Genomic DNA, 17279 nt, shown 5'->3' on the forward strand with positions numbered 1-17279 from the left:
ATAGCACAACCATGACAACCGTCGAAATCGAAGCGACCGCTCGTGTCGAAGAGGCACAGGCATCCCTATGGACCTTGTTCAAGGTTGTCGCCGGCATTTCTGCGATCTCGTGGGGCGGGCTTTCGATGATGGCGCAGCTCGAACGCCATTACGTTGAACGGCTGCAGCGCATCGAGCCGCAGGTATTCGGCGATCTCGTCGCGCTCGCCTGGCTCGTGCCGGGCCCGGTCGGCTGCAACGTGGCGGTGCAGGTCGGCCAGACGCTGCACGGCCGCGCCGGCGCATGGGTCGCCGGCGTCGCGAGCGTGCTGCCGTTCTCGATCCTGATGACGCTGTTCGCGATCTTTTACCAGACGCCGCTCGTGCGCTCGCTGGCCGCGCCGATGCTCATCAATCACTTCGGGATGGTGCTCGCCGCGCTGATCGGCGTCACGTGGGTCAAGCAGCTGCGCTCGCTCGCGCGCACGCGGCTCGAGCAGGTGATCGCCGCGCTGTCGACGATTCTGCTCGCTTTCGCACATAGTCCCGCCGCTTTCGTCGGCATTCTCTTCGCTGCGTTCGCAGCGGGCTGGCTGACGGGGCCGACCCAGCGCGATGCGGTCGATTTCACGCTGTCGAAGCGCGACCGCAACCTGCTCGTGCTGCTCGGCGTGCTCGTCGTGCTGTTCGCGATGCCACTGCCGGGCGATTACCAGGAGCAGCTGCTGTGGCCGCGCCTCGCGGGCGCGGGCATGACGCTGTTCGGCGGCGGTTTTTCCGCGCTGCCGGTACTCAAGACGCTGTTCGTATCGCCTGCGACGGGCATCTCCGATCACGACTTCACGCTGGCGTTCGCGCTGTCGCCGGTGGCGCCGGGGCCGCTGCTGAACGTCGTGCCGTTTCTCGGCTACCTGACCGACGGCTGGGTCGGCGCGCTGCTCGCGACGGCCGCGCTGTTCATTCCGTCGGGCTTCCTCGTCGTGTTTGCACAGAATCACCTGTCCCGGCTCAAGCGCCATGCGCGCTTCGAGCACGGGATGCGCCTGCTGCGCGCGGCGACGACGGGCTTTCTCGTCGTCGCCGTCGTGAAGATCCTGCACCGCGAACCGGCCGACCCCGTCTACTGGTTGACGGGCGCCTTCGCGACGCTGTGTTTCGCGCGCTTCAAGGTGCCCGTCTATGCCGTCTACGGCGCGGTCGCCGTGGCGTGCGGCGTGTGGCTGTGGGCCGCCGCGCGCTGACGGGCGGCGGCCGTCGCCCTGCTCCGCCGGCCTGCGCCGGCGTCGACGCTTCTCAACCGGCCTGCACCGCGACCCGGCGTGCCATCCAGCGGGCCCGCAGCGCGTCGTACGCGAGGTTGAAGCAGAACGTATAAGGCAGGAAGAACAGCACGATGCCGAGGTCGAGCAGCAGTGCCTCGACGAGGCTCACGTTCAGCCACCACGCGGCAACCGGCACCACCATCGCGACGAGACCGAGCTCGAACGTGATCGCGTGCGCGATCCGCATGCCGAGCGTGCGCGTCAGTCCCGCGCGCCGCTCGAAGCGGTCGAACAGCGTGTTGAACGTCATGTTCCACGCCATCGCGATCAGCGACACCATCACCGTCAGCACGCCGACGTGCGACACCGGCATGTCCAGCAGCCATGCGCCGATCGGCGCGCACAGCGCGATGGCGACCAGCTCGAACGTCAGCGCGTGCAGCAGCCGTTCCGTCACCGTTTTATTCGTCCGTTTCATGATGCCCTCCCATTCGTTGCGTCATTCATGCGGGCCATTTTGATCGGCGATACCGGCATAATCCAGTTTGATATCATCGGTTTTACCGATATAACAAAGCCCGGAGCGCCGCATGCACCACGCCCCCGAAGCCTTGCTCGCGTTCGCCGAAGCCGCGCTGCTCGGCTCGTTCACGGCCGCCGCGCGCAAGCTTGGCAAGCGCCAGTCGACCATCTCGGAAGCCATCGCGAACCTCGAAATCGATCTCGGCGTGCAGCTGTTCGACCGCTCTACACGCGCGCCGACACTGACCGACGCCGGGCGCGCGCTGCTGCCGCAGGTGCAGCGCGTGCTCGAAGCCAGCGCGGCGATCGACCGCACGGCCGCGCGGCTCGCGCACGGCGAGGAAGCGCGTCTGACACTCGTCGTGTCCGACACGTACCAGTCGAAACGCTATGAGGAAACGCTGATGGCGCTCGAACGGCGCTTTCCGGCGCTCGAGCTCGAATGCCAGATCGCCGAGCACGAGGACGTGCTCGACCTGATCCAGCAGGGCCGCGCGCAGCTCGGGCTGATGGCTGCGCGCGCGGCCTACCCGGCCGATATCGGCGCGGCGACGGTGGCGGAAGAATCGGAGATCGGGCTGTTCGTCGGGCGCACGCACGCGCTCGCCGAATACGGCGACGCCGAGGTGCCGCACGCGGCGCTGCGCGACGTGCGCGAACTGCGCCTCAATACCTATGTGAAAACGGAAGGCCGCGGCACCGACGACCGGATCGTCGTCGGCACCCGGCACTGGCTGGCGCCAAGCTACCTGATGCTGCTGGAGATGGCCGTGCTGGGGTTCGGCTGGGCGGAACTGCCGCGCTGGATGGTCGAGCACTTCGCACGCGACCGCCTGTGCGAGCTACGCTCGCGCGGCTGGCCGCGTCGCGTGCGGGTCGATGCGGTCTGGTCGCGCAACCGGCCGCTCGGCCCGGCCGGCGCATGGCTGCTCGATGCGATGCTGGCCGCGTAGCGGCGCGAACCGCCGGGCGTGGGGCCGACGGCCGACGCCGGCCGGTCAGAAACCGCGCGACAGCACGGCCGCGCCAATCGTGACGACGCCGAGCACGAGATTCACGACGACGAGCAGGCGCATCGCATTCACCGCGCGCGCGCCGTCCGGCCAGTTCTGCGCCTGCACCGCGCGACGGATGCGCGGGAACAGCGCGAAGCGGATATGGCCGAAGATCAGCATCATCACGACGCCGAGCCCGGCCATCGCGTGCAGCGACCACGTCGCGTGCGCACCGCCGAATGCCACGAGCAGGAAGCCGCCGGACAGCAGGATCACGATCACCGAGCCCGCCACCCAGTTGAAGAAACGGCCGAACACGCCTTCGATCAGCGGCAGCCGGAGCTGCGGCGCCAGGTCCGACAGCGCCGGACGCAGGCAGAAGTGCGCGAACACCATCCCGCCCACCCACACGGCAACGGCCAGCAGGTGAAGAAACAGCGCGACGGCAACGGCGTGGGACATGGCGACAATCCTGTGATGTGTGGGTGCGGCGAACGGCCGCGTGGAGCGCGGCATCAAGCGACGTTCGACCGGTCGGTCGCCCTTCGGTTCGGACCCTCGGCGCGATTTCACAATATTTTGCAAATTCAGCGTGACAGCGCCACGCCTGCTTACCCGAATCGCCGCCGTCAAACAAAAAGGCCGCACACCCGCCGAAGCGGACGTGCGGCCTTCGATCGCGACGGAACCGGGCTCGGCGTCAGCCGAGCAGCGGACGCAGTTCGTTGACGACCTTGAGCTTCGTCTCCGGCGCCCGGCCCTTGCGGGCGCGCTTGCCGATGTGCGGCGCGAGCCCCGCGTACGACAGCGTCTCGTCCTGCGCCTTGCCGCCGCGGCCCGTGCCGATCAGCACGACGCCGGCCGGATCGATCGCAAGCGCCTGCACGAGCGTTTCCTTGTCGTCGAGCGCCATCAGGATCACGCCGCGGCCACCGCCGGACAGCGTCTTCATCTCGTCCATCCCGAACACGAGCAGACGGCCGCCGCTCGACAGGCACGCGACCTGCGTCGCGTTCGGCAGCACCGGCATCGGCGCGAGCGGCACCGCGCCCGCATCGATGGTCATGAATGCCTTGCCGGCCTTCACGCGGCTCACCATGTCGCCGACCTTCGCGAGGAAGCCGAAGCCGTTGCTCGACGCGAGCAGCAGTTGCTGGTCGGCCGGCGCCGCGTAGTAGTGCATCAGGTGCGAGCCCGATTCGAGCTCGATCAGCGATGTGACGGGCACGCCGTCACCGCGCCCGCCCGGCAGCACCGACACGTCGACCGAGTACACGCGGCCGCTGCTGCCCCACGCGATCAGCCGGTCCGGCGTGCGGCACTGGAACGCCGCGTACAGGCTGTCGCCGGCCTTGAACGTGAACGCGGCCGGGTCGAGCCCGTGGCCCTTCAGCGCACGCACCCAGCCCTTCTGCGACACGACGACCGTCACCGGCTCGTCGACCACCTTCGCCTCGAACGTCGCGCGCTTTTCCTGCTGGATCAGCGTGCGGCGATCGTCGCCGTACTGCTTCGCGTCGGCCTCGATCTCCTTGATCATCAGCCGCTTCATCGCGCTTTCGTTCGCGAGCAGTTCCTCGAGCTTCGCCTTCTCGTCGCGCAGCGCTTCGAGTTCCTTCTCGATCTTGATCTTCTCGAGCCGCGCGAGCTGGCGCAGCCGGATCTCGAGGATGTCTTCCGCCTGACGCTCGCTGAGGCCGAATGCGCTCATCAGCGCGGACTTAGGCTCGTCCGACTCGCGGATGATCCGGATCACCTCGTCGATGTTCAGGAAGACGATCATCCGCCCTTCGAGGATGTGGATGCGGTCGTCGACCTTCGCGAGACGATGGCGGCAACGGCGCGTCATCGTCAGCTGGCGGAACTTCACCCACTCGTCGAGGATCGTCAGCAGGCCCTTCTGGCCCGGCCGGCCGTCGGCGCCGATCATCACGAGGTTCAGCGTCGCGTTCGACTCGAGGCTCGTGTACGCGAGCAGCGTGTTCACGAATTCCGTCTGGTCGATCGTGCGCGACTTCGGCTCGAACACGAGCCGCACCGCCGCTTCCTTGCCCGACTCGTCGCGCACCGCGTCGAGCAGGTCGAGCATCGCCTTCTTCGTGTTGAGCTGCTCGGGCGTCAGCGTCTTCTTGCCGAGCTTGAGCTTCGGGTTGGTCAGCTCCTCGATTTCCTCGAGCACCTTCTGGCCCGACGTGCTCGGCGGCAGCTCGGTGACGACGAGCTGCCACTGGCCGCGCGCGAGATCCTCGATCTTCCATTTCGCGCGCACCTTCAGGCTGCCGCGGCCCGTTTCATAGGCCGCCGAGATTTCGGTGTCGCTCGAGATGATCTGGCCGCCGCCGGGGAAATCCGGGCCGGGAATCAGGTTCATCAGCTCCGCGTGCGTGAGCTTCGGATTGCGGATCAATGCGACCGCCGCGGCCGCGACTTCGCGCAGGTTGTGCGACGGGATTTCGGTCGCGAGGCCGACCGCGATGCCCGACGCACCGTTCAGCAGCACGAACGGCATGCGGCTCGGCAGCGTCTTCGGCTCCTCGAACGAGCCGTCGTAGTTCGGCATGAAGTCGACCGTGCCCTGGTCGATCTCGTCGAGCAGCAGCTTCGAGATCGGCGTCAGGCGCGCTTCCGTGTAACGCATCGCCGCCGCGCCGTCGCCGTCGCGCGAGCCGAAGTTGCCCTGCCCGTCGATCAGCGGGTAGCGCAGCGAGAAATCCTGCGCGAGACGCACGAGCGCGTCGTACGCCGACTGGTCGCCGTGCGGGTGATATTTACCGAGCACGTCGCCGACCACGCGCGCCGACTTCACCGGCTTCGCGTCCGGGCCGAGGCCCATTTCGTTCATCGCGAACAGGATCCGGCGCTGCACCGGCTTCTGGCCGTCGCACACGTCGGGCAGGGCGCGGCTCTTCACGACGCTGACCGCGTAGCTGAGATACGCCTGCTCCGCGTAGTTGCCGAGCGTCAGCGCGTCGCTCTCGGGCGCGTCGGGGCTGGCAAAGAGATCGGAAGTGTTGTCGTCCATCTGAATTCCGTATTCGTAAGTGGCGTGAGGCCGGGCCGGGCGTCATGCCCGGCCGCGCGGAACGCTCCGCTTAAATATCCGCTTCGACGTCGTTGCCCTTTTCCTCGAGCCAGCCACGCCGCGCGGCTGCCTCGCCCTTGCCCATCAGCATCGTCATGCGCGCGACGGTCGCCTCGTAGTCGAGCTCGCCGAGCTTCACGGGCATCAGGCGGCGCGTATCGGGGTTCATCGTCGTGTCCCACAGCTGCTCGGCGCTCATTTCGCCGAGGCCCTTGAAGCGGCTGATGCTCCACTGGGTCTCGCGCACGCCGTCCTTGCGCAGCTTGTCGAGGATCGCCTCGAGTTCGCCGTCGTCGAGCGCATAGAGCTTCTGCGCGGCCTTCTTGCCGCGCGCGGGTGCGTCGACGCGGAACAGCGGCGGCCGCGCGACGCACACGTGGCCGCGCTCGATCAGTTGCGGGAAATGCTTGAAGAACAGCGTGAGCAGCAGCACCTGGATGTGCGAGCCGTCGACGTCCGCGTCCGACAGGATGCAGATCTTGCCGTAGCGCAGGTTCGACAGGTCGACGGTGTCGTCCGGGCTGTGCGGATCGACGCCGATCGCCACCGAGATGTCGTGCACCTCGTTGTTCGCGAACAGGCGGTCGCGCTCGGTTTCCCAGGTGTTCAATACCTTGCCGCGCAGCGGCAGGATCGCCTGGTATTCCTTGTCGCGGCCCATCTTCGCGGAGCCGCCCGCCGAGTCGCCCTCGACGAGGAACAATTCGTTGCGCGCGATATCCTCGGTCTCGCAGTCGGTCAGCTTGCCGGGCAGCACAGCGACGCCCGAGCTCTTGCGCTTCTCGACCTTCTGGCCGGCGCGCGTGCGCGCCTGCGCCTGCTTGATCACGAGTTCGGCGAGCTTCTTGCCGTGCTCGACGTGCTGGTTCAGCCACAGTTCGAGCGCCGGACGCGAGAACGACGACACGAGCTTCACCGCGTCGCGGCTGTTCAGGCGTTCCTTGATCTGCCCCTGGAACTGCGGATCGAGCACCTTCGCGGACAGCACGAACGACACGCGCGCGAACACGTCTTCCGCGAGCAGCTTCACGCCCTTCGGCTGCAGGTTGTGCAGTTCGACGAAGCTCTTCACGGCCTGGTACAGGCCGTCGCGCAGGCCCGATTCGTGCGTGCCGCCGGCCGGCGTCGGGATCAGGTTCACGTACGACTCGCGCACGAGCGACCCTTCCTCGCTCCACGCGACGACCCACGACGCGCCCTCGCCTTCGGCGAACGTATCGTCGCCCGAACGCGAATCGGCGAACCGCTCGCCTTCGAACAGCGGGATCAGCAGCTCGCTGCCGTTCATTTCGTCGAGCAGGTAGCCGCGCAGGCCGTCTTCATATTTCCACGTCTGGCGCTCGCCGGTCTTCTCGTTGACGAGCACGACCTCGACGCCCGGCAGCAGCACGGCCTTCGAGCGCAGCAGGCGCTGCAGCTCGCCGAGCGGCAGGTTCGGCGAATCGAAGTACTTCGGATTCGGCCACACCTGCACGCGCGTGCCGGATTTCTTCTCGCCGCGGCCCGCGCCTTGCGTCGCGAGCGGCTTGACGACGTCGCCTTCGGCAAAGCCGAGCTCGGCGATCTTGCCGTCGCGCCACACCGTCACGTCGAGGCGCGTCGCGAGCGCGTTCGTCACCGACACGCCGACGCCGTGCAGGCCGCCCGAGAACGTATAGGCGCCGCCGGCGGCCTTGTCGAACTTGCCGCCTGCGTGCAGGCGCGTGAACACGATCTCGACGACCGGCACGCCTTCTTCGGGGTGCATGCCGAACGGGATGCCGCGGCCGTCGTCCTCGACCGAGACCGACTGGTCGGCGTGCAGCGTGACCGTGATCTGCTTGCCGTAGCCGCCGAGCGCCTCGTCGGACGCGTTGTCGATGACTTCCTGGATGATGTGCAGCGGATTCTCGGTACGGGTGTACATGCCGGGCCGCTGCTTGACCGGCTCGAGACCCTTGAGCACCTTGATCGATGCTTCGCTATAGGCCGCGCTGGGTTTCTTCGTTGACATAGGCGCTGAATTTCGTCATTCATCGGGACGTTGTCCACACCTCGTGTGGATAACATCGTGGACAAAACGTTGAGTTCCGTAAAAAAGCGAATCGAAACAACGGTGTGCTTGGACTGCTCCGAAAGCGGGCGCGCGGCGTGCGCTGCGCGGCCCTGAACGCGCGGTATTTTACTGGTTCCGCGTGGCGCGCCAATCACGAGATCGGCGCGCGCCGCACGCGTCACGCCGGCTTGCGCTTCGCCTCGAGCGTTTCCCACCGTTCGAGCGCGGTGAGCAGCTCGTCGTCGATCGCCGCGAAGCGCTCCGTCAGGCGCGTGCCTTCCGCCGGATCCTTCGCGAAAATCGAGCCGTCCTCGAGCCGCGCATTGATCGTCTTCTGCTCCTCTTCGAGCGCGGCGATCTTCTCCGGGAGCGAATCGAGCTCGCGCTGCTCGTTGAACGACAGCTTCACCGTGCGCTGCGCGTTGCGGCCCGGAGCGCTCTTCGCCGCGTCGTCCTTCAGCGGTGCCGCTTCCTTGACCGTGCGCTTCGCGGCTTCCTGCTGCGCGAGCTGCTCCGAACGCTCGCTCTGGATCTGCCAGTCGCTGAAGCCGCCGACGTATTCGCGCCACTTGCCGTCGCCCTCGGCCGCGATCACCGACGTCACGACGTTGTCGAGGAACGCGCGATCGTGGCTGACGAGCAGCACCGTGCCGTCGTAGTCGGCCAGCAGCTCTTCGAGCAGCTCGAGCGTCGGGATGTCGAGATCGTTGGTCGGTTCGTCGAGCACCAGCACGTTGGCCGGACGCGCGAACAGGCGCGCGAGCAGCAGCCGGTTACGCTCGCCGCCCGACAGCGACTTCACCGGCGAGCGCGCGCGTTCCGGCGCGAACAGGAAATCGCCGAGATAGCTCATCACGTGCTTGCGCACGCCGCCGATCTCGACCCATTCGCTGCCGGGGCTGATCGTATCCGCGAGGCTCTTGTCCTGGTCGAGCTGCGCGCGCATCTGGTCGAAATACGCGACCTGCAGGTTCGTGCCGGTGCGCACCGTGCCTTCGTCGGGCTTCAGCTCGCCGAGGATCAGCTTGAGCAGCGTGGTCTTGCCCGCGCCGTTCGGGCCGACGAAGCCGATCTTGTCGCCGCGCATGACCGTCGTCGAGAAACGGTCGACGACCGTGCGGCCGCCGTAGCGCTTCGTCACGTCGGTCAGCTCCGCGACGATCTTGCCGGACTTCTCGCCCTGCGCGACGTCCAGCTTCACGTTGCCCTGCGAATTGCGGCGCTCCGCGCGCTCGTTGCGCATCTGCACGAGCCGCGCGATGCGGCCGACGCTGCGCGTGCGGCGCGCCTCGACGCCCTTGCGGATCCACACTTCTTCCTGCGCGAGCAGCTTGTCGAACTTGTCGTTTTCCACGCGCTCGACTTCGAGCTGCTGCGCCTTGCGCGTCTGGTAGGCGGAGAAATTGCCCGGATACGACAGCAGCCGGCCGCGATCGAGTTCGACGATGCGCGTCGCGACGCGGTCGAGGAACGCGCGATCGTGGGTAATGAACAGCAGCCCCGCGCGCTGCGAGACGAGCAGTTCTTCCAGCCAGCGGATGCCGTCGAAGTCGAGGTGGTTGGTCGGTTCGTCGAGCAGCAGCACGTCGGGCTGCAGCACCAGCGCGCGTGCCAGCGCGACACGCTTCTGCATCCCGCCCGACAGCGCGTCGACGCTCGCGTCGCCGTCTACCAGGCCGATCTGCGCGAGCGTCATCGACACGCGCGTACGCCAGTTCCACGCGTCGTGCGCGTCGAGCGACGATTGCAGCGCGTTCATCCGCGCGAGCAGCGCATCGTGCTCGGCGCCTTCCGGTATATCCGCGAGGCGGTGCGCGATCGAATCGAATTCTTCGAGCAGTTCGCGCGTATGCGCGAGCCCCGACGCGACCGCGTCGAAGATCGTCGCGCCCGGTTCGAACTCGGGCTCCTGCGGCACGTAGACGGTCACGAGTTCCTGCTGGCGCGTGATCAGGCCGTCGTCGGGCTTCGCGAGGCCGGCGACGATCTTCAGCAGCGACGACTTGCCCGCGCCGTTGCGGCCGATCAGGCCGACGCGCTCGCCGGCTTCCAGCGAGAAATCCGCGTGATCGAGCAACGCGACGTGACCGAACGCGAGCTGCGCGCCGGTAATGGAATAGAGCGACATGGGGAGACGGCGAAGAGAGGAATCGGAAGCGCCCATTGTACCGGTCGCGGCGGCCGGCACCGGCTTGGCCGGACGGACGAGCGCCACAATCGGCGCGCGACACGCGCAGGCGCGGTGCGATGAACGGCTGGCGGCCGGTTTCCGGCTGGGTACCGGCCGTGCAGGTTGCATGCCTGCACGAATGGACAAAGGCCGGCCCGATACGCCGCGGCCGGCCGATCGGCCATTCCGCGCGCGGCGCACCGGGCGCCCGCGCGGGGGTGCAATTACTTCACGTTGACGGTGATCGTCGAGCTCATTTCGGGACCGTAGGAACGGTGCGCGCCGTCGCCGAGCTGCAGCGTCAGCGTGTGCTGGCCGGGCGCCAGCTTCACGTCGGTTTCGGTCTGGCCCTTGCCGAAATGCAGCGAATGGTCGCTCGCCGGGATCACGTCGCCCTTCGGCACCGGCTTGCCGTCGATCAGCAGGTGATGGTGGCCGGTATCCGGCGTCATGTCGCCGGCCGGCTTGAGCGCCATGCCTTCCAGACCGAACTTCACGTGCACGGGGCTCGACACCGTCGCGCCGTCCTGCGGCTCGACGAAGAACACGCGCGCTTCGGCACGCGCGAGCGTCGACACGGCCAGCGCCGCGACACACACTGCACCCGCGATCCACTTTTTGTTGAACATCCTTTCCTCCTACAGATTGACAGGCCCACGAAGCATACACTGCATGCCCACCCCATGCGACGACGCCGGTTGTTCGCGATGCGTACGTTTAAAACGACGTTGCGGAGGTGTTCGGCGAAATTCCGGTACCATTGCGCCTTTCGTCCGCCGGCGAGGCTGCGGACGGCATCACCGAATTTTCATTTTGCCGAGCGCTACATGAGCGAAGTAACCGAATACCAGAGCTGGGTCTGCCTGATTTGCGGGTGGGTGTACAACGAAGCGGAAGGACTGCCCGACGAAGGCATCGCGGCCGGCACGCGTTTCGCCGACATCCCCGCCGACTGGCGCTGCCCGCTGTGCGACGTGGGCAAGGAAGATTTCGTCGTCGTCGATTTCTGATTTTCCGTTTCGATCGCGGCTGATTACGCGATACGCGCGTCGGTGCGCATTCCGCCCCGCCGACGCGCCGCGCCTTTGCTATACTCTGCGCGCTGTCCACACCGCCGTCCGTCCGGTTCGCGTTTTGCGCGCGATCGCCCGGACTTGGCTCTCCCCGTAGTTCAATGGATAGAACAAGCGCCTCCTAAGCGCTAGATACAGGTTCGATTCCTGTCGGGGGGACCAGTCAAGCCCCAAACCTCCCCCAAGATCACCAAGAAACTCCCCGCTCAAGCCCGTCTGGCGGCCTTCTCGCGCCCGTCGTTACCCAACGTTGCTCAGTGACAGCCGGAGACAGTGTTGGTATTTTTGTTGGTATCAGCAGATACCAACAAAAATACCAACAATGCCTCTCACTGACATACAGGTGCGCAACGCGAAGGCCAGCGCGGCACCATACAAACTGACGGACGGCAACGGGATGTTCTTGCTCGTCCAACCGAACGGCGCGAAGCACTGGCGCTTGTCCTACCGCTTCCTTGGCAAGCAGAAGACGCTCGCCCTCGGCGTCTATCCGGCCGTCACGCTTGCGACGGCACGGAAGAAGCGCGACGAGGCCCGCGAGCAGATCGCGGCCGGCATCGATCCGGGCGAGGCGAAGAAGGACGCAAGACGGGCCGCCGAGATAGCGGCGGCCAACTCATTCGAAGCGGTAGCCCGCGAGTGGTTCGACTCCCAGCGCCCGGGCTGGAGCGACGGCTACGCAGAGAAGGTGCTGAATTCGCTTGAGGTCGACGTGTTCCCGAAGATCGGCCCTCGCCCGATCGCGGCGATTGATTCTCCGCAGATGCTCAGCATCGTCCGCGAAGTCGAGGCGCGCGGCGTGCGCGAGACGGCGAAGCGGATTCTCCAGCGTTCTCGCGCAGTCTTCCAGTACGGGATCATGACCGGGCGATGCTCCAGGAATCCGGCGGCCGACATCGATGCGCAGACGGTCTTGAAGAAAGGACCCGGCGTGCAGCACATGGCCCGCGTCAAGGCGACGGGGATTCCGCAGCTCATGCGTGACATCGACGCTTACCAAGGCGACCTAGTCACCCGGCTCGCGCTCCGCCTGATGGCGCTGACCTTCGTGCGGACAACGGAAATGATTCGTGCAGAGTGGTCGGAGTTTGACGAGGCCGCTGCAGAGTGGCGCGTTCCGCCTGAACGCATGAAGATGCGACCCGCACATCGTGCCGCTCGCGACAAGCACTCGATGTGCTCGCCCAACTCCGCGCGATCAACGGCCAGCACCGCTTCGTGTTCTACAGCGTGCAAGGCCGAAGCCACATTTCGCACAACACGATGCTCTATGCGCTCTATCGCATGGGCTACAAGTCGCGAATGACGGGTCACGGGTTTCGCGGACTGGCTGCTACGGCTCTGCGCGAACTCGGCTTCGGGCGGGACGTGGTGGAACGCCAGATGGCGCACGCCGAGCGCAATCAAGTGACGGCCGCCTACGTCCACGCTGAATATCTGCCAGAGCGCAGGCGAATGATGCAAGCATGGGGCGATCATCTCGACCACCTAAAAGCCGGAGCAGAGGTAATCCGTATCGCGTCAGCCCGTTAGCCAGCCAATGTCACCCGCCCTCTCGCTGCCAACGATGGATGCGGGGGGCTCCGTTGCCCGCATATTCGCCGAGGTGCCGGTCGCTTACCTTCCCTCATCGGATCTTCATCCATCGCGTTTGAGGATCTATCGCAAACTGGGCAGGACAAGTTCACCGGTCTTGTCGTTAGAGTACGGGGTCATGAAATGAATATTCTGGCCCTTCTCGGTCTTTGTCATCTCCAGTCACGATGCCGAAATGACGGTGCTGACGTTCGTCCCAACTCGCGCATCGCATCTCGAATGAAAGCTTGACTCGTGTATACAGTGGCTTCGAGTTACACGGATCGTGCTGGCCAGGCAAATTCGTTGGGTACGTCCAATATGGCCCGCTAACCGTAAACAAAGGCCAATGTTGTGGCTGCGCAATCGACTGCATTGACACAACAATGCATGCGACAAACGCATATGCATTTTTCATGGAGGAGACTTTCTTAAAGTGTCGATCGGACATGATTTTGCATGAATTACTGACGTTCTGGGGTCTACCGCCCTACGTCTGCTTATAGCCCGACTTCATCACACTCCCTGCGCGCCCGCAGCAAACTTGCTACATCGCGAGGGTTCGGCGTCGCGGGACATTGTCCATAGCCCTACCGGCCCCGGCGCTCCGTCTAAACCTTCCCTGCATGGCATGGTGAACTGAACCGCACCGGGAATCGTGGAGGCCGGTTGGTTTAAGTTAATGCAGGCACTTCAGCAGCATTTCTGAGTTGCCTGTAGTAGTTTGCCTCAGCTTCGGCAGGCGGGATATAGCCGAGCGGTTCCATCATCCCATGATGGTTGTACCAGACGACCCATTCCAGCGTTGCCAGTTCGACGGATTCCCTCGTTTTCCAAGGGGCGCGCCGATGAATCAGTTCCGTCTTGTAGAGACCGTTGATCGTTTCAGCCAGCGCGTTATCGTAGCTGTCATCACGGCTGCCGACGGACGGCTCGATACCCGCCTCGACCAAACGTTCGCTGTACCGAATGCTGACGTATTGAGCCCCCTATCGGAGTGGTGTATCAAGGTCCCATCGTCGCCCGGTTGGCGCGCGTACAGCGCCTGTTCGAGCGCATCCAGAACGAAGTCCGTGCTCATCGACGAACTGACGCGCCAACCGACGATGCGACGGGCAAACACGTCGATCACGAACGCCACGTACAGCCAACCCTGCCACGTCGAGACATAGGTGAAGTCGGACACCCAAAGCTGATTCGGCCGCTCAGCCTTGAACTGACGAGGTCCAGCGGGCGCGGGGCACTCGTATCCGGATTCGTCGTGCGAACTCGCTTTCCGCGAACTGCGCCTCGCAAGCCCTGCAGCTTCATCAGCCGCCCGACCGTGCAGAGTGCGACCACAATGCCCTCCCGGTTCATCTGCTTCCAGACCTTCGGCACCCCGTAGACCTGCATGTTGGCCTGCCAGACACGCTTGATCTCGGGTTGCAGGACCTCATCTCGTTTGGCGCGAGTGCAGCGTTTGGACGGGTCACGAAGCTGCGCAGCATGGCGCCGGTAGCCCGACGGGGCAATCCGCAAGACCTTGCAGATCGGCTCGACCCCGAAGGTGTCGCGATGCTGATCAACGAAGGCCTTCAGGACTTGAATCTGCGGTCGAGCTCCGCCTGGGCGAAAAACGCGCTCGCCAGCTTGAGAATCTCGTTGGTACTGCGCAGTTGGTACTGCGCAGTTCCTTGACCTCACGCTCCAGGGCCTTGATGCGTTCACGCTCGGCCGTGCTCACGCCATCACGTTCCCCACGATCGATCTCCTCGCGCTTGACCCAATCCAGCAGCGTCTGCGGCGTACAGCCGATCATCGGCGCAATCGATTCGACCGCCGCCCACATCGACGGATGTTCGCTACGCTGCTCACGTACCAGACGCACTGCGCGCTCCCGGACTTCCGGGGAAAACTTGGTTGCCTTGTTCATGGCTCGATTCTCTCAAGAATCCGAGCCTCCACAAAATTCGGTGCGGTTCAGTCGGCCGTTTTGCTTGTGGTCGGCACGCTATACGACGACCGCGAAGGCGCGACCGATCCACTCACACCTGCGGTCGAATCACTTCTGATGCGCTTGCGAGATCCGGCGGTGGCCTAATTCTTAAGGCCGGCACACCCGCATACGTTTTATGGATGATCGGGGTGCAACCAGCTTGCCCCCGAAGGAGCGTCTCGCTTTCGGTTGTCAAATCGACTCTGATTACGACCCAACCCGAGCCGTTTCGTGTGAAGCGAAAATGGAATCGACCAACCTACTCCCGGCGCCAATCAGCTTCGCCAATACAAGAATCTGGTCACGACAACTAGCACTGTCGGTTTTCTCGGGATAATTAATCGTATGATCAACCTCGCCCCAGATCTCCTCGAAAAGCGTCCGAACCTGAATTTCACAGCAAATCGGCGATTCCTCATACTGCCGAACGACGTAGTGAACACTCGTATAAAAGCTATCTTTGCCATGCACCTCATACCCAAGCGACTCGAAAAAACCTCTCGCCTCAGGATCCCACGTATATGCCTTCGGAGGTTCCACCAAGAACCACTCTCGCTTCGACAATCTAAAGTCAATCGCCTGCTTAATTGCCGAAAATTTTTGCTGATGCAGTAGCAACACACGAACACCAACAAGATCCGTGATTTTCGAAAGCAAGTTATCCGGAGTTATTGGATTGCCCGGATCCCACTTTCTGGAAATTTTATCCCGAAGATGATCGGGGTCTTTAAGTCGAGATTTAACAGAATGAACATGTGTCGCCGCCTTCGGATGCAAACTAAAGAAGTCCACAATGTGACGACGCCACATATCCAAATCACCGAAATCACTCTTATATCGATCAAGAATTGGAGAAAAGACTTCATCATCTAAGATGACTTCACTCATTACATCCTCGCCAACAGGTCAGCCGCAAACCCCACGTACTTTTCTTTAGTAGCCTCGTATGTCGTCCGATTTCCAAAAATCGTCGAAATATCATCAGTTTCCAAAGTCTTGCACGACGGAACCTTCCACATCGGGACGTGATATTTCTGCGCCATATTCGGCAAAGTATTATGAGTGTGCATGACTGACGTTCCACCAATCGGCTCGTCCAGCTGCTCTTCGGTCAAGTGCCCAAGCACTTGCTCGCTAATGTACTCCCTAATTGTTGGCGGAATCTGAGTTGCATAATTATAATGCGCAGTGGCGAGATCCCATTTATTCCGACTCGAATATTTCTTAGAGTTATAAATCGTATACCCAAGGAGACGGACATACTCATCAGGAAACTGACGCCGCTTCTCTTTCGACAAAAGGCTGTAGAGAGAATCAAATTGATTCTTCCAGGCACGGAGTGAATTACCAATGTTCCGGATGCCATAAAGCGAGAACATATCCGGCATACAAGGAATAACAAGGCCATCGGTTGTCGAAATAATAACCTTGTTCAACATACCCAAGCTTGGCGAAGTATCGAAAATTACAATATCGTACTTATATCGTTGCGCATAAGATTCCGCAACACTTCTAAATTTCGTCAATGTCCGAATAGCGAGAGGATCACCTTGATATGCTTGTGGGAATCGATTGGCGAGTCGATCCTCATACATGTGCATCGTCAAACGACCAGGAATAAGATCCAACGATGGCGCAAGATTCCACGGAGGACTGACATCATCCAAATCTGATACACCGTCTTCCGTCGGCTTCAAAATAAAATGAATCGACCGCGGCGCCGAGCTGATTCCTTTAAAATCAGTTGCAGACATTGCATTCTTGGCCGCCTCGAAGTCCTCAATAAACGGATCTTCTTCCTGCCATATGCGATGCAACTCTTCCGCATCCATGCTCAAGATCGTCAAATTGCATTGAGGATCCAAGTCAATCAGGAGCGTGCGCAAACCAAGCTCAGAGAAAGCGTGAGCCAAATGAAAGGTCAAAGTGGTTTTCCCCACCCCACCCTTGTTGTTGAACACGGATATTGTTTTCATAGATCTCGCCAAGGAAAATCGCTGTGCTCCGGCCCAGCCGTCGGTGCACGAGGACTGAAGTGGTAAATTGTACAGTCCAAGCTGCAAAAATGGCGTTCTCGTTGCCGCCTGACAAAGTACGCTGGTCGTCGATGACAGCAACCCGAATGGCAGCCGCAACGAGCGTCGCTGCTCCCCATGATCAGAATCACGTGGGGGTTTTTCGGGGGGTGTTTTTCTTGTATCTGACCAGCGATCCCTTTTGCATCAAGCAGACGTGAATTCTGTCGGGGGACCAGTGACACTCCATCCCGGCCTTATGCCGCAAGCCTCATCGGTGAGTTTGGCGTAACGCCGAATCACTTCGCCACCACGTACATTTCGTCCGCCAAGTGAGTGCCGCATCGCGCGCGCCGTCTCGAGGTTCGACGTCATCGGCCATTTCTCCAGTCGTCTGGCTGCAGGATCACGACCGGCCGTTTCTCGTCACCCGGCCGGTGCATGTACATCTGCCGACGGCCATGTCGCCAATCGTTTGACGCACCGCAACAGTTTGAAGTACACTTCGCGCCGCGGGGTGGAGCAGTCTGGCAGCTCGTCGGGCTCATAACCCGAAGGTCATAGGTTCAAATCCTATCCCCGCAACCAACATC

Annotated in this window: 11 protein-coding genes, 2 tRNA genes, 2 pseudogenes and 1 other annotated feature; of the genes and pseudogenes, 6 read left to right on the forward strand and 9 right to left on the reverse strand. The window is 63.0% G+C overall.

What is annotated here, in order from left to right; translation table 11 throughout:
* Window positions 1-11 precede the first annotated feature (11 nt).
* Entirely contained in the window at window positions 12-1220 is a 1209-nt protein-coding gene (locus AC5LXX_RS12260) for a chromate transporter (RefSeq protein WP_493409624.1), read from the forward strand.
* Between the two features lie 52 nt (window positions 1221-1272).
* Here AC5LXX_RS12260 and AC5LXX_RS12265 read toward each other — a convergent pair whose 3' ends face one another.
* Window positions 1273-1719, reverse strand: a complete 447-nt coding sequence (locus AC5LXX_RS12265) for a multidrug/biocide efflux PACE transporter (RefSeq protein WP_124452897.1) — start codon at window positions 1717-1719, stop codon at window positions 1273-1275.
* A 112-nt stretch (window positions 1720-1831) separates the two neighbouring features.
* On the opposite strand from AC5LXX_RS12265, the gene AC5LXX_RS12270 reads away from it, so the two are divergent.
* Window positions 1832-2716: a LysR family transcriptional regulator gene (locus AC5LXX_RS12270; protein WP_493409625.1), complete on the forward strand. Its 885-nt coding sequence runs from the start codon at window positions 1832-1834 to the stop codon at window positions 2714-2716.
* Between the two features lie 45 nt (window positions 2717-2761).
* Here the strand turns inward: AC5LXX_RS12270 and AC5LXX_RS12275 are convergent, their stop codons facing one another.
* The 5 genes from AC5LXX_RS12275 to AC5LXX_RS12295 all read right to left on the reverse strand — a co-directional run bounded on the left by AC5LXX_RS12275 (window position 2762) and on the right by AC5LXX_RS12295 (window position 10674).
* Window positions 2762-3220: a CopD family protein gene (locus AC5LXX_RS12275; RefSeq protein WP_493409626.1), complete on the reverse strand. Its 459-nt coding sequence runs from the start codon at window positions 3218-3220 to the stop codon at window positions 2762-2764.
* A 238-nt stretch (window positions 3221-3458) separates the two neighbouring features.
* The gene (gene parC, locus AC5LXX_RS12280; RefSeq protein WP_124452892.1) at window positions 3459-5780 is read right to left on the reverse strand and encodes a DNA topoisomerase IV subunit A; all 2322 of its coding nucleotides are present in this window, start codon (window positions 5778-5780) and stop codon (window positions 3459-3461) included.
* A 70-nt stretch (window positions 5781-5850) separates the two neighbouring features.
* Window positions 5851-7833 (reverse strand): DNA topoisomerase IV subunit B, encoded by a 1983-nt coding sequence (locus AC5LXX_RS12285; RefSeq protein ID WP_124452890.1) that lies wholly within the window; start codon window positions 7831-7833, stop codon window positions 5851-5853.
* Between the two features lie 220 nt (window positions 7834-8053).
* The gene (locus AC5LXX_RS12290) at window positions 8054-10003 is read right to left on the reverse strand and encodes an ATP-binding cassette domain-containing protein (protein ID WP_493409627.1); all 1950 of its coding nucleotides are present in this window, start codon (window positions 10001-10003) and stop codon (window positions 8054-8056) included.
* Between the two features lie 266 nt (window positions 10004-10269).
* Window positions 10270-10674: a DUF4399 domain-containing protein gene (locus tag AC5LXX_RS12295; protein ID WP_124452886.1), complete on the reverse strand. Its 405-nt coding sequence runs from the start codon at window positions 10672-10674 to the stop codon at window positions 10270-10272.
* A 198-nt stretch (window positions 10675-10872) separates the two neighbouring features.
* On the opposite strand from AC5LXX_RS12295, the gene AC5LXX_RS12300 reads away from it, so the two are divergent.
* The 3 genes and pseudogenes from AC5LXX_RS12300 to AC5LXX_RS12310 all read left to right on the forward strand — a co-directional run bounded on the left by AC5LXX_RS12300 (window position 10873) and on the right by AC5LXX_RS12310 (window position 12651).
* Entirely contained in the window at window positions 10873-11055 is a 183-nt protein-coding gene (locus AC5LXX_RS12300; RefSeq protein WP_034190709.1) for a rubredoxin, read from the forward strand.
* Between the two features lie 150 nt (window positions 11056-11205).
* Window positions 11206-11280, forward strand: a tRNA-Arg gene (locus AC5LXX_RS12305).
* 160 nt (window positions 11281-11440) lie between these two features.
* Window positions 11441-12651 (forward strand): annotated as a pseudogene (locus AC5LXX_RS12310) (tyrosine-type recombinase/integrase).
* 716 nt (window positions 12652-13367) lie between these two features.
* Here the strand turns inward: AC5LXX_RS12310 and AC5LXX_RS12315 are convergent.
* The 3 genes and pseudogenes from AC5LXX_RS12315 to AC5LXX_RS12325 all read right to left on the reverse strand — a co-directional run bounded on the left by AC5LXX_RS12315 (window position 13368) and on the right by AC5LXX_RS12325 (window position 16632).
* Window positions 13368-14608, reverse strand: a pseudogene (locus AC5LXX_RS12315) (IS3 family transposase).
* Window positions 14200-14316: a sequence feature (AL1L pseudoknot), on the reverse strand. It overlaps the preceding pseudogene by 117 nt.
* Window positions 14609-14878: 270 nt before the next feature.
* Window positions 14879-15559: a RelA/SpoT domain-containing protein gene (locus AC5LXX_RS12320; protein ID WP_493409628.1), complete on the reverse strand. Its 681-nt coding sequence runs from the start codon at window positions 15557-15559 to the stop codon at window positions 14879-14881.
* Complete coding sequence (locus AC5LXX_RS12325) at window positions 15559-16632, reverse strand: ParA family protein (protein ID WP_493409629.1); 1074 nt, start codon at window positions 16630-16632, stop codon at window positions 15559-15561. Before AC5LXX_RS12325 ends, AC5LXX_RS12320 begins: the two co-directional genes overlap by 1 nt.
* Window positions 16633-17197: 565 nt before the next feature.
* On the opposite strand from AC5LXX_RS12325, the gene AC5LXX_RS12330 reads away from it, so the two are divergent.
* A tRNA-Met gene (locus AC5LXX_RS12330) sits at window positions 17198-17274 on the forward strand.
* Window positions 17275-17279: the final 5 nt, after the last annotated feature.

This window comes from Burkholderia torrens (assembly GCF_984668525.1).